Source organism: Gaetbulibacter aestuarii (assembly GCF_039537665.1).
GTDB lineage: Bacteria > Bacteroidota > Bacteroidia > Flavobacteriales > Flavobacteriaceae > Gaetbulibacter_A > Gaetbulibacter_A aestuarii.
The window spans coordinates 179,855-193,820 of record NZ_BAABAY010000007.1 but is presented as its reverse complement, the minus strand read 5'-3'; the positions used below and the strand labels follow the sequence as shown (position 1 = coordinate 193,820).

11 protein-coding genes are annotated in these 13,966 nt (G+C 39.4%); 9 read left to right on the top strand and 2 right to left on the bottom strand.

Going from position 1 to position 13,966, the window contains the following annotated elements; translation table 11 throughout:
• Nucleotides 1-33 precede the first annotated feature (33 nt).
• The 9 genes from pabB (at nt 34) to ABD682_RS13825 (ending at nt 12,018) form a co-directional block, all read left to right on the top strand.
• Nucleotides 34-1,326 (top strand): aminodeoxychorismate synthase component I, encoded by a 1,293-nt coding sequence (gene pabB / locus ABD682_RS13865; protein WP_344742165.1) that lies wholly within the window; start codon nt 34-36, stop codon nt 1,324-1,326.
• A gap of 71 nt (nt 1,327-1,397) precedes the next feature.
• Complete coding sequence (gene tilS / locus ABD682_RS13860; protein WP_344742164.1) at nt 1,398-2,711, top strand: tRNA lysidine(34) synthetase TilS; 1,314 nt, start codon at nt 1,398-1,400, stop codon at nt 2,709-2,711.
• Nucleotides 2,708-4,330 (top strand): adenine deaminase, encoded by a 1,623-nt coding sequence (gene ade / locus ABD682_RS13855; RefSeq protein ID WP_344742163.1) that lies wholly within the window; start codon nt 2,708-2,710, stop codon nt 4,328-4,330. Before tilS ends, ade begins: the two co-directional genes overlap by 4 nt.
• 2 nt (nt 4,331-4,332) lie before the next feature.
• On the top strand, nt 4,333-5,286 hold the full coding sequence (locus ABD682_RS13850) for a YheT family hydrolase (protein WP_344742161.1): 954 nt from the start codon (nt 4,333-4,335) through the stop codon (nt 5,284-5,286).
• Between the two features lie 94 nt (nt 5,287-5,380).
• A complete protein-coding gene (locus ABD682_RS13845) occupies nt 5,381-5,842 on the top strand; it encodes a (2Fe-2S)-binding protein (RefSeq protein ID WP_344742159.1) in 462 nt (153 codons plus the stop codon).
• Nucleotides 5,843-5,865: 23 nt separating this feature from the next.
• Nucleotides 5,866-8,082, top strand: a complete 2,217-nt coding sequence (locus ABD682_RS13840; RefSeq protein WP_344742158.1) for a xanthine dehydrogenase family protein molybdopterin-binding subunit — start codon at nt 5,866-5,868, stop codon at nt 8,080-8,082.
• Between the two features lie 3 nt (nt 8,083-8,085).
• Nucleotides 8,086-9,099 (top strand): XdhC family protein, encoded by a 1,014-nt coding sequence (locus ABD682_RS13835; protein ID WP_344742157.1) that lies wholly within the window; start codon nt 8,086-8,088, stop codon nt 9,097-9,099.
• 12 nt (nt 9,100-9,111) lie between these two features.
• Entirely contained in the window at nt 9,112-9,717 is a 606-nt protein-coding gene (locus ABD682_RS13830) for a nucleotidyltransferase family protein (protein WP_344742156.1), read from the top strand.
• A gap of 12 nt (nt 9,718-9,729) precedes the next feature.
• A complete protein-coding gene (locus ABD682_RS13825) occupies nt 9,730-12,018 on the top strand; it encodes an FdhF/YdeP family oxidoreductase (protein WP_344742155.1) in 2,289 nt (762 codons plus the stop codon).
• Between the two features lie 3 nt (nt 12,019-12,021).
• Here the strand turns inward: ABD682_RS13825 and moaA are convergent, their stop codons facing one another.
• Entirely contained in the window at nt 12,022-13,029 is a 1,008-nt protein-coding gene (gene moaA / locus ABD682_RS13820) for a GTP 3',8-cyclase MoaA (RefSeq protein WP_344742154.1), read from the bottom strand.
• Nucleotides 13,030-13,050: 21 nt separating this feature from the next.
• A complete protein-coding gene (moaCB, locus tag ABD682_RS13815; protein WP_344742152.1) occupies nt 13,051-13,962 on the bottom strand; it encodes a bifunctional molybdenum cofactor biosynthesis protein MoaC/MoaB in 912 nt (303 codons plus the stop codon).
• Nucleotides 13,963-13,966 lie beyond the last annotated feature (4 nt).

Sequence of the window (13,966 nt, the reverse complement as noted above, 5' to 3'; positions counted from 1 at the left end):
TTCTCAGTAAATTTGTGTCATTAAGATTCGCTATTGAGAACAAAACAGTTTTATAATCCCGAAAATCCGGAGGTCTTTAAAACCCAGTTGCAACTTTGGGCGCAACAATTTGATGATATCTTATGGTTGGATTCGAACCAACATCATCAAAAATACGGCAGTTTTGAAGCCGTTCTGGCTGTCGATGCCTTTACCAGTATTCAAACGGATTATCACGATGCATTTGAGAAATTAAAAGCCTATCAAGGCACTACGAAAGATTGGATCTTTGGTTATTTGAGTTATGATCTGAAGAATGCTGTGGAGGATTTAAGTTCAAATAATTTCGACGGTTTAGGCTTTCCTGATCTTTATTTTTTTCAGCCTAAAAAATTGTTTCTTATCAAAAGAGATGGTGTTGAAATACAGTATCTCAATATGGTCAGTGATGACATGAATCGGGATATTGAGTCCATAAGTTCAATTGAAAGCACTAAGCAATCGAAGTTTGAGGAATCCATAAAAATTCACCTGCGCATCCATAAAGATGCTTATTTTGAAAAGTTACACAACTTACTTCAGCATATTCACCGCGGCGACATTTACGAAGCTAATTTTTGTCAGGAATTTTATGCTGAGGATACCACCATCGAACCTATCGAAATTTACCGTAAGCTCAACGCCATTTCCAATCCGCCTTTTGCGAGTTTTTTAAAGTGTTTTGATAAGTATTTGATGTCGGCTTCGCCGGAACGCTATCTCAAGAAAACCGGAGATCTGGTGTTGTCGCAGCCTATAAAAGGAACTGCACCCCGATCAGAAAACCCTAACGAGGATAAGGCTTTAAAAGAGCGATTAGCGCGAGATCATAAGGAGCGAAGTGAAAATATTATGATCGTGGATCTGGTGCGAAATGACTTGTCTAAAACAGCCATAAAAGGAAGTGTGGAAGTAGCAGAATTATGCCGGATCTACACGTTTGATCAGGTGCACCAAATGATCTCCACAATAACCGCTAAGGTTGAAAAAGATAAGCATCCTGTAGACATCATTAAAACGACTTTTCCTATGGGAAGCATGACGGGAGCACCAAAGATTTCAGCCATGAAAATTATTGAAGACCTGGAAGAAACCAAACGTGGTTTGTACTCCGGTGCCGTGGGGTATTTCACTCCGGACAATGATTTTGATTTTAATGTGGTTATTCGGAGTATCTTGTATAACGCGAGTACAAAATATGTGTCTTATTCTGTAGGTAGTGCCATTACTGCCAAAAGTGACCCTGTGAATGAATACGAGGAATGTTTGGTAAAGGCCAAAGCGATGCGAACCGTTTTGGAGCAATAATCATGAAAGCCTATGCTTTAAAATTGTAAGTTTGTATAAGCTGGATCAATTGAGTTTCAAATTAAAAAACTGTGCTAGAAGCCTTTCAAAATCATATTCATAATAAGCTCGCTTTCTTGAGGGAGCGTAAGTTACTTATTGCTATTTCAGGAGGTGTGGACAGTGTGGTTCTTGCGCATTTATGTGCACGATCCGGCTTTAATTTTTTATTGGCGCATTGTAATTTTAATTTAAGAGGTGATGAAAGTGATGCCGATGAAGATTTTATTTCCGACCTGGCGGATGACCTGGATAAAGAGGTGTTCATTCAGCATTTCGACACGAAGGCTTATGCCGAAGAACATAAATGCTCCATACAAATGGCAGCTCGCGAGTTACGTTATGATTGGTTTACAGAACTCGCAGAGCAATTGCATTTCGATTATATACTAACGGCGCATCATGCCGATGATAATCTCGAAACCTTTCTCATCAATTTTTCACGGGGTACGGGATTGGAAGGACTTACCGGGATTCCTGAGGTAAACGGGCTATTTGTGCGTCCGCTTTTGCCATTTTCAAATGATTCGATTAGATCCTTCGCTGAAAACAACAAAATTGCCTGGCGTGAAGATAGTAGTAATGTCTCCGTAAAATATTTGCGAAATAAGCTAAGGCATGAGGTCATCCCGATTTTAAAAGAGATCAACCCGAGTCTATTGGAAAGTTTTCAAAATACGCTCGACAATTTAAACGATACTGCAGATATTGTAGAGGAAAGCGTTCAGGCGGTGCTCAATAGAGCCATCATTAGCATCGATTCTTACAAGGTGGTTTATAATATTGCCAAGTTTAGTAAACTGAATAATCCGAAAGCGTACCTCTTTGAAATCTTTAAATCATACGGTTTTAAAGCGTGGGATGATGTTTTAAATCTACTTGACGCTCAACCAGGAAAATTTGTACATTCGGATTCGCACCGTTTGATCAAGGATCGCGAATGTTTAATTTTAACAGATGCCCAACCCTCTGATTTTAAGTGTGTTAAAATTAATAATTTCAATAAAAAGATTAAAACACCTTTTGGTAAATTATCCTTTTCTGAAGTTAAAAATACCGGTTCTGAAACTGAGAATTTGATTTTTATTGATGGTGATGTACTGCAAATGCCTTTGGTGTTAAGAAGCAGGAAAGAAGGGGATGTATTCTATCCTAAGGGTATGACAGGTAAAAAGACCTTGAGTAAATATTTTAAAGATGAAAAATTTTCTCTGGTCGACAAAGAACAGGCCTTGCTTTTGTGCTCCGGTAAGGATATTGTTTGGATCCTGGGAAAACGTGCTGATGATCGGTTTAAAGTTACAGACAAAACAAAACACATTTTAAAAATAGAATTAACCCCATGATACTTCGAGGACAGATCGTAGATGTACTGAATAAGCGTATTTTCAAAGGAGAAATAACGGTTAAAGAAGGACGTATCGTGTCTGTCGAAGAAAGCTATCATGACGAAGAAAATTATATCATTCCCGGGTTCGTTGATGCTCATATTCATATAGAAAGTTCCATGCTGGTTCCCAGTATGTTCGCGCCTCTGGCGGTAACTCATGGTACGGTAGCAACCGTTTCTGATCCTCATGAAATAGCTAATGTTATGGGAGTTGCCGGAGTTCATTTTATGATCGAAAACGGTAAAAAAGTGCCTTTTAAATTTAATTTTGGTGCTCCGTCTTGTGTGCCTGCCACGACTTTTGAATCGGCTGGTGCAATCATCGATTCTGAAGTCATAAAAACCATGATGGCCCATCCTGAAATAAAATATCTGGCCGAAATGATGAATTATCCCGGTGTCCTTTTTGACGATCCTGAGGTTTTAAAAAAGATCGCCTGGGCCAAACATTTCGATAAACCTGTAGATGGTCATGCGCCCGGTGTTTTAGGAGATGATATATCGAAATACATCGCTGCCGGGATTTCTACAGACCATGAATGTTTTACTTATGAGGAAGGCCTGGAAAAACTTCAAAAAGGCATGAAGATATTAATCCGGGAAGGTAGTGCGGCAAAGAATTTTGAAGCACTAATCGATCTGCTTCCGAAACATTATGAGAATATGATGTTCTGTAGTGATGATAAGCACCCTGACGACTTAATTGAAGGTCATATCAATCAACTTTGTGCTCGGGCAGTCGCAAAAGGCATCGATGTATTCAAAGTATTACAGGTAGCTTGCGTGAATCCTGTAAAACATTACAATCTTGATGTTGGTTTACTCCAAATCGGAGATCCTGCGGATCTTGTTGTTGTGGAAGATCTAAAAGATTTCAAACCTTTAAAAACCTTTATAAGCGGAAAATTGGTTTCTGAAAATGGAAAATCTTTAATTCCTGAAGTGCCCTTTGACATCATTAATAATTTCAATTGTTCTAAAAAAGCGGTGGATGATTTTAAAATAAAACCCACTTCCGATCAAATTCGCGTCATTGAAGCTCTCGACGGACAATTAGTAACCCAAGAAATCCTGGCTCAGGCTAAGATTAGAGGAGATAATCTGATCTCCGACACAAAATCCGATATTTTAAAAATGACCGTAGTAAACCGTTACAACGATAGTAAACCTGCTATGGCTTTTATTAAGAATTTTGGTTTAAGAGAAGGCGCCATTGCTTCCTCAGTTGGTCATGATTCTCACAATATTATTGCGGTAGGAGCGGATGACGCTTCCATTTGTAAAGCCGTGAATTTACTTATTGAAAATCAAGGTGGCATTTGCGCGGTTTCAGATGCTTTCAAACAGGTTGTGCCACTTCCGGTAGCAGGAATTATGAGTGATCAGGATGGTGAGACCATTGGGAAGCAATACGCACAACTTACAAGAATAGCAAAACAAATGGGGTCAAAACTTCATGCGCCTTACATGACCTTGTCGTTCATGGCATTGTTGGTAATTCCTGAATTAAAATTAAGTGATCAAGGCTTATTTAATGGAAAAACCTTTAAATTTACACCACTTCAAGTGTCTTAATTATGCCTGTATTACATTCAACCTACACACCTCCTTTTTACTTTAAAAATGGATTTTTAGCTACGGTATATTCTGGTTTACTACGCAGAGTGCCTCTGGAGCAAAAAAGAGAGAGAATCCATTTATGGGATGGTGATTTTTTGGATGTGGATTGGAGTTATGCCGATTCAAAAACCGATAAACTTATCATTTTACTTCATGGCTTAGAGGGTCACGCACAGCGCCCTTACGTAACGGGTCCTGCAACACTTTTTAATCAAAATGGTTATGATGCCTTAGCCATGAATTTCAGAGGTTGTAGTGGCGAACAAAATCGAAATTATTACAGTTATCATTCCGGAGCCACGGAAGATTTGGAAGAAGTCATTCAATTCGCCATTTCAAAGTATAATTACAATGAAATTGTGCTTTTTGGCATCAGTTTGGGAGGTAATTTAGTTTTGAAATATTTAGGAGAGCGAAACGTTTTAGATCAAATTAAAGCAGGAATTGCAATTTCCACACCCTGTCATTTATACGGATCTTGCAAAGCTTTACATCATCCAAAAAATAAATTATTTCACGACAGGTTTCTAAAAGATCTGTTGGAACGCCTAAAAGAAAAGCAAAAACTTTTTCCGGAAGAATTATCAACTGAAGCAATAAAAAGTATTAAAACCCTAAAAGACTTCGATGATGTTTATACATCAAAAGCACATGGTTTTAAGGATGCCATAGACTATTACACGCAAAGTAGTAGTTTGCAATTCTTGAATGATATTTCGGTTCCTTCCCTTATTATCAATGCTTTAAACGACTCTTTTTTATCTCCTGAATGTTATCCGGTGAAGGAGGCAAAAAATAATTCGAACCTTTACCTGGAAATGCCTAAATATGGCGGGCATGTCGGTTTTATTGATAAAAACAATGTATATTACAATGAATACCGAGGCCTGGAATTCATAAAAAACCTCTAAAAAATAATTTCAATATTGATGGCTTATTAATTTTTCGTATTTTTAAAGAGATACAAAAATTGTTAATGAATATATACTTCAACTTCTAGTAATCATGCCAAAATTCAATTTAAAAATTAATAACAAAAACCATACTGTTGAGGCAGCTATGGATACCCCTTTATTGTGGGTATTAAGAGATCAAATCGGTTTAGTGGGTACCAAATATGGCTGTGGAATTGGCCAATGTGGTGCCTGTACTATCCACGTTGATGGTAATGCCATGCGAAGCTGTTTGCTTCAGGTGTCGCAAGCCGAAGGAATGAATATCACCACTATAGAAGGACTCTCAGAGGATGGTTCCCATCCGGTTCAGCAAGCATGGAAAGACATTGATGTGCCGCAATGTGGTTATTGTCAATCCGGGCAGATCATGACGGCTTCCGCCTTTTTAGAGCGTAACCCGAATCCAACGAAAACGGAAATAAGAAACGCTATGAATGGTAACATCTGCCGTTGTGCTTCATACAATAGTATTGAGAAAGCTGTGGAAGTAGCATCAAAAAAATCAAGTTAATAACCTTATAAAAACGAATAACAATGAGACCTTCAAAACAAATGAATTTTAGTAGAAGATCCTTCATAAAAACCTCGGCTTTAGCTAGTGGAGGTATGCTTATAGGGTTTAACTTATTCAATGCCTGTAAGTCGGATGTGAAAATGCCGGTGGATCTAAGCAAACTGAATTATAATGATTTCAATGCCTTTATCAAGATTTCTGAGGAAGGTAAAGTGACCATATTCGCTCCAAACCCAGAAATAGGTCAGGGTGTAAAAACGTCAATGCCGATGCTGATTGCTGAAGAATTGGATGTGCCCTGGGAAGATGTGTATGTTCAACAAGCACCTTTAGACACTGAAAATTACACGCGTCAGATAGCTGGAGGTAGTCAATCTATCCGTTTGGCCTGGACACCTTTACGCCAAACAGGTGCTACAGCCAAACAAATGCTGGTAAATGCCGCCGCTGCTAAATGGGGTGTTGATGCCTCGGAGTGTTCAGCCTCACAAGGTGTCATTACGCATAAAGATGGTAATACATTGGGCTATGGAGATGTTGTTAAAGAAGCAGCCACCATGGAGGTGCCTGAAGATGTAACATTAAAAGATCCAAAAGATTTTACAATAATTGGACAGAACACGTCGAATGTAGATATTGATGCTATCGTAACGGGTAAACCTTTATTCGGATTGGATTACAAGGAAGAAGGCATGGTTTACGCTTCTGTTCTGAGACCGCCGGCTTTTGGTCAGGTGTTAGAATCTTATGACGATTCTGCCGCGAGAGCACTTCCCGGCGTGATCGATGTGATCACCATTGGTGAAAAAATGCGCAAGGTTTTGGATGCCGGAAAGGCAAACTGGTCTACCGTAATAGGTACAAGTGATAAAGTTGTGGTTATAGCCAATTCTACCTGGCAGGCTTTTAAAGGTAAGAATGCTATTAAGGCGACCTGGAAAAATGACGCCAAGTTAGAAAGCACAAAAGATCAGGACGATCAATTACTGGCTATTTTAGATGGAAATGACTTAGATGTTCGTCGTTCTGACGGCGATGTCAATAAAGCTTTTGCTGAAGCAGATCAGGTTCTGGAACGCACTTACGAGGCGCCGTTTTTACCTCATAATACGATGGAACCGATGAATTTCTTCGCCAATGTAACGCCTGAAAAAGTACATTTGGTTGGCCCGGTACAAACACCGGAAGCTGCTGCTGAAGTGGTTTCAGCGTTATTAGACAGAGACCTCAGTGATATACATTTGGATATGACGCGTATGGGTGGTGGTTTCGGTCGTCGTTTATACGGAGATTTTGTTTTTGAAGCAGCAGAAATATCCGCTGCTATAAAGAAACCGGTTAAAATGGTTTCAAGTCGTGAAGATGATATGACCACAGGTGTCTATCGTCCGGCTTCGAAATATCGTATCGCGGCATCAATAAAAGACGGAAAAATTACCGGATATCGACTCAAAGAAGCCTGTGTTAATGGAAATATGTATGGCTTAATTCCAAATTTCTTTCCTGCAGCTGCTATAGAAAACTTTCAAGTTGAAAGTGCTCATTTCAACAGTAGTGTAACCACAGGGGCCTGGCGCGCACCTTATACAAATTTCCTGGCCAGTGCAGAGCAAACTTTCTTTGATGAGTTGGCAGAAACCTTAGGTATTGATCGTGTTCAAATGCATATGGACCTTCTGGAAAATGCTAAGAATAATCCTAACCCTAACATTGAATATAGTCCGGAGCGCTTACAAGGTGTTCTAAAACTGGCTGTGGAAAAATCAAATTGGGGAAAAGCTGAAGATGGCGTTTACCAGGGACTATCAGTTTACTATTGCCATAATTCTCACGTAGCTGAGGTTGCCGATATCCGTATGGAGGACGGTGTTCCTAAAGTTGAAAAAGTAACGGTTGCCGTAGATTGCGGTATTGTTGTGAATCCTCTTGGAGCTCAGAACCAGATCAAAGGTGGTGTTATTGATGGTATTGGCCATACGATGTACAGTGATTTCGGATTTAAAGACGGTGTGCCAAGTTCTAACAATTTCAACACGTATAATTTGATCCGCATGGGTCAAACACCACATGTAGATGTTCATTTTGTTGAAAATAATATTGATCCTACCGGTCTTGGGGAACCAACCTTGCCACCTGCGGGTGCTGCGGTTGCCAATGCTATTTATAAGGCCACGGGAAAACGTTTGTACAAACAACCTTACATGAATCATTTAAAACTTGAAAAGGTCGTTGGATAACATATGACACATGAATTTAAAACCATAATAGAAACAGCCGAGGCATCCCGAAAAAAAGGTATAGCCTCGGTTTTAGCTTCTGTCGTTGATCTCGATGGTTCATCTTATCGTCGTCCCGGTGTGCGAATGCTTATTCTGGAAACCGGAGACATGGTTGGTGCCGTAAGTGGCGGCTGCGTGGAAAAAGATATTTTATTGCAGTCCGAAAGTGTTTTTGAAAACGGAGATGCTAAACTCATGACCTATGATGGACGTTATCGTTTAGGCTGTGAAGGCGTTTTGTATATCTTGATCGAGAAATATGATCCTGACAAAGGATTTATTGCTGTATTTAATAAGGCCCTGGAACAACGTAATAGTTTTGAAGTGCATTCCCAGTATATTAAAAAGGAAGGTGTTTTTCCCGGTTTAGGATCTTCAGTAAAATTCGGAAAAGAACAATTTTTTCTTTCAAAACAAAATGATGTTGATGGGCAACCGGACCTTTCAACCTTCAAACAAAATATGCCGCCTTGTTTTAAAATGGTTATTATTGGAGCGGAGCACGATGCGGTTCAACTTTGTAAACTGGCAGCTTACACAGGCTGGGAGGTTTCAATTATTGCCGGGGTTTCAGAAGCAAAATCCATCAAGGATTTTCCGGGCGCAAAAATCTTACATGCGGTCACTCCGGAACAAATTCCAACAGATGGTATAGATGAAGAAACGGCAATCATTTTAATGACTCATAATTTTGCAAATGATCTACGTTATCTCGTAGCTTTAAAGGATACCAAACCGTGCTATATTGGGTTACTAGGGCCTGCAAAACGACGCGACGATCTAATGTCTCAATTCATGGAATACTGTCCTGATGTAAAATTGGGATTTTTGGAAAATATTCATGGTCCGGCTGGCATTAATATAGGGTCGGAGACGCCGCAGGAAATCGCCATTTCTATAGTTTCTGAAATCTTAAGTATTGTTCGGTCTCAGGAGCCTGTATCCTTAAGTAATAAAACGGGTCGAATACATTAAATAGAATCTTATTTGAATGCTGATGCCTCACATACTGCTGTAGTTATATTAGCCGCAGGAGCTTCTAATCGCATGGGAACTCCAAAACAGTTATTGGATTGGGCCGAAAACAAAACTTTGTTAGGCCATGTTATTGAAACAGTTTCAGCTATTAATCCTGCAGAACTCATAGTGGTTTTAGGAGCTCATTTCAAAATCATAGAAAACGAAATTAAAGATATCAACATCACCATTCTGGAAAATAAAAATTGGATGTCAGGTTTAGGATCATCGATTGCCTGTGCGGCAGATTATTTATTAAGAATGAAAGAGCGGCATGTGCTTATCGCGCTGGCCGATCAACCATTTATAACTGCAAAATATCTAAGCAGCATGATCTCAGAATTCCAACCTAATAAGCAGCAGATCATAGCATCTTCCTATCAAAATAGACCTTACGGTGTTCCTGCATTATTTGACGCATCCTATCTGGAAGAGCTCTCTAAGCTTTCAGACGATCACGGCGCTCGCTTTCTTCTGAAAAGGCATGAAGCGTTTATTAAGACATTAAAGCCGCCCAGGCAGAATCCGGATATCGATACACCAAAAGATTACCAGAATCATTTCAATAAAAATTAAAAAAATTACATTTTGAATTCAAAAGAACACGCCAAAATAACTGAGGAGTTTTCAGATTTAGAGGTTAAAAAACCTATGACCAATAGTGCCGGTCTGAAGGCTATTTTTTCTTCAGTTGCTCAGGCTGCAAAATATATGAAGCCTTTAGAGGCTGTTAAACTATCTTTAAAATTAAACCAAAAAGGAGGCTTTGATTGCCCGGGATGTGCCTGGGCAGATCCTGATGGGAAACGCTCCTCAATTGGCGAATACTGTGAAAATGGTATAAAAGCTATTGCTGAAGAAGCCCAAAAAGATACCATCGGCGCTTCATTTTTTGAAAAATATGCTCTGGATGAACTCGCGACCTGGAACGATTTTGAAATAGGTAAAGCCGGACGCCTGGCAGAACCTATGGTTTTGGAAGAAGGAGCAACGCACTACAAACCTATCAGTTGGGTAGACGCTTTCAATAAGATATCCAAACATTTAAATGCTTTGGAGAGTCCGGATGAAGCTATTTTTTATACCTCCGGAAGAACCACAAATGAAGCAGCTTTTTTGTATCAATTGTTTGTGCGTGAGTTTGGAACCACCAATTTACCGGACTGTTCTAATATGTGTCACGAGGCCAGTGGTTCAGCCTTATCCGAAACGTTAGGAATAGGGAAGGGCTCTGTAACCTTGAATGATCTGCATAAGGCGGATGTACTCATGATCATTGGTCAGAATCCGGCAACGAATCACCCCAGAATGTTATCAGCATTGGAAAAATGCAAGAAGAATGGTGGAAAGATCATTGCCATAAATCCGCTGCCTGAAGCCGGTTTAATGAAATTCACCAATCCACAAAAACCATTGAAAATGCTTACCGGTGGTACCAAACTGGCAGATGTTTACGTTCCTGTTCGCATCAATGGAGACGTTGCCTTTACCAAGGCTTTACTTATAAAATTGCTAGAAAAGGAAACTGAAACCGGAAATGTAACCGATAAAGAATTCATAAAAACCTATACCCATGGTTATGAAGATTTTGTAAAAGATCTGGAGCAGTACAATTTTGAGGAATGTTTGAAAGCTTCAGGAGTTTCCAGAGAAATTTTTGATGAGGTTTTCGAAATTATCCTTAATAATGACAACATTATTACCTGTTGGGCTATGGGCCTTACGCAGCATAAAAATGCGGTTGATAATATTCGTGAACTGGTTAATTTGTTATTGTTGAAAGGAAGTATAGGCAAAATGGGCGCCGGTACTTGTCCTGTAAGAGGACATTCTAATGTACAGGGCGATAGAACTGTGGGTATTTGGGATGCGGCACCACAAGCCTTTCTCGATAAGATCGAAGAAAAATATGGCTTTAAGCCGAAAAGTGAGCCGGGTTATGCCGTTTTAGAAAGTATCAAGGCGATGCATGAGAAAAAAGCGAAAGTATTTATTGGTTTGGGTGGAAACTTTTCAATTGCAGCACCTGATACTAATTATACCGCCCAGGCTATGGCAAATTGTAATTTAACGGTTCATGTGAGCACCAAATTAAACCGATCGCATCTGGTTACCGGCAAAGAAGCCTTGATCCTACCATGTTTAGGACGCTCTGAGAAAGATTATCAGAAAAGCGGCGTTCAAACGTTGAGTGTCGAGAGTTCTATGGGTGTTGTTTCTTCAACAAAAGGAGTTAAGGAGCCATGTTCAGATAAAATTATCAGCGAGGTTGCCGTGGTTTGTGGTATGGCGTATGAGACTTTAAAAGACCGCACAAAGATCGATTGGTTGGCCTATCAGGATGATTACGATCTGGTTCGTGATGATATCGAAGAAGTAGTTACAGGCTTTGAAGCTTTTAATAAACGTCTTCAAAATCCATCAGGTTTTTATCTACCTAATGGTGCAAGAATTCGAAAATTCAATACAAAAAGTGGTAAAGCAGAATTCTCTAAGAACAAGCTACCCGATTGGAAACTAAAAAAAGATGAATTGATTATGATGACGATCAGAAGTCATGATCAATTCAACACCACAATCTACGGTATGAACGATCGCTACCGTGGCATTTTTAATGAACGCCGTGTGATCTTTATGAATCGGGAGGATATGAAGTCCAGAGGTTTAGAGGAACAACAGGTGATTCACTTAAAATCAGAGTACGATGGTGAGATTCGAGAAGCCCATAATTTTAAGATTGTTGGTTACGATATTCCAAAGGACTGTTGTGCTACGTATTTCCCGGAAACCAATGTGTTAGTTCCTATTGATAGTTATGCGCATACCTGTAAAACGCCAACGTCAAAAAGTATAAAAATTACGGTAACCCCGGCTTAGTATTTAACCGCCAATGGTGATCATGCTTCGGTTATTCGAATGGCGTTTAGGTTCCTGGAGTTTTTCCAAGGTATCCATACCACCACGCATAAAGTGTTTCGCCTGAACTGCTTTTTTAATGACAGGTTCTATAGATTTTCCTGCACGAAAGGCACCTAGAATATCTGATTCACCTGAAGAAAACAAGCAATTTTTTAATTGCCCGTTGGCGGTTAAGCGGAGTCTGTTACAGGAGTCGCAAAACGGATTAGTTACAGAACTAATGATCGCAAAACTACCGGCATAGCCTTTTATTTTATAGTTTTTTGAAGTGTCATTTGGAGCATCCTGTAAACGTTCAATTTTATTTTCAAGAAAAGCTTTATGCACACGATCCATAACGTCTTTATAAGATACCATTTTACTCATATCCCATTTATTGCCATCGAAGGGCATAAACTCGATAAATCGGAAGGAAACCGGATGCGCTTTGGTAAATTGAATAAAATCAACGATCTCATCTTCATTAAAATCTTTAATCAGCACAGCGTTGATCTTAACATTAAAGCCTTCCTTAATGAGCATTAAAATATTTTCATAAACCTTATCAAACTGGTTGCGTCTCGTGATACTTGCGAACTTTTCCTTTTTTAAAGAATCCAGGCTGATATTGATATTTTTAACACCGTTGTCTTTCAAAACATCAATAAACCGGTCGATGATCACGGCATTGGTTGTTATGGATAATTCAACCGGGAGCGTCGCTAATTTTTCAATAATAACAGGTATATCTTTTCGTATTAGAGGTTCTCCACCGGTCAAGCGGATTTTTGTTACACCTTGATCAACAAAGGTTTTTGCAATACTGTATACTTCTTCATAAGTCATTAAATGGCTTTTAGGCGATAGTTGAACACCGGCCTCAGGCATGCAATAAGTACAGCGTAAATTGCAGCGTTCAATCAGCGAGATCCGCAAATAACTGTGGTTTCTGCCGTGTTTATCTTGAAGTATTTTTGAAGTATTTGTCATAAATATTTTCTTGTTATTTTATTAATCGTGTCGGATGCCTTTTAACACTTTGAAACTGTGCAAAATGGCCGGAAAAATAGCATCCATAGATTCCTTTGCACCGTTTGTGGAGCCGGGAAGTGCTAAAACCAGCGTGCTTCCTATAGTGCCTACAACACTTCGTGATAACATGGCATAAGGCATTCGATTCTGACCATAATTTCGGATGGCTTCTTCAGCCCCGGGTATTCTTCGATCTAACAAGGGAATAATTGCCTCGGGTGTCATATCGCGAGCAGATAAACCCGTGCCTCCCGTAAAGATGATGATATCCAAACCTTGTTTTTGAAAGGTTTTGGTTTTATTCTGAATCTCATCCTTTTCATCAGGAATGATGTGATATTCTGTCGTGTTAACGCCACAGGTTTCCAGTTTTTCAATGATGGCTTTACCTGCTTTATCTTCTTTTTGTCCCGCTGAAATTGTATCGCTACAAACAATAACGGCTGCCTTTAAATCAGATTTGAATGATTCTTTAAAATCTGATTTACCTCCTTTTTTAGAAAGTAATTTTATATGTTGGATTTCGATTAACTTATCGATAGGTTTTAGCATATCGTACATATTCAATGCCACAACGCTGGCACCATGCATCGCTTCAACTTCAACACCGGTTTTGTAAATGGTCTTTACTGTGAATAATATGGTTATTTCCAGACCATGTATCTCATACCCAACACCTGTAAACTCAATAGGTAAAGGGTGGCAATCGGGTAAAATGTCCGGAGTTCGTTTTACGCCCAATAAACCGGCGGCCTTACTCATTTCAAATACATTGCCCTTGGGAACTGTATCATTTTTTATCGCTGCAATGGTTTCAGGTTTACTAACCTTCAGGATGGCTTGAGCTGTTGCGCTCCTTAAACTGGTATTTTTAGCTGTAATATCGACCATAAAT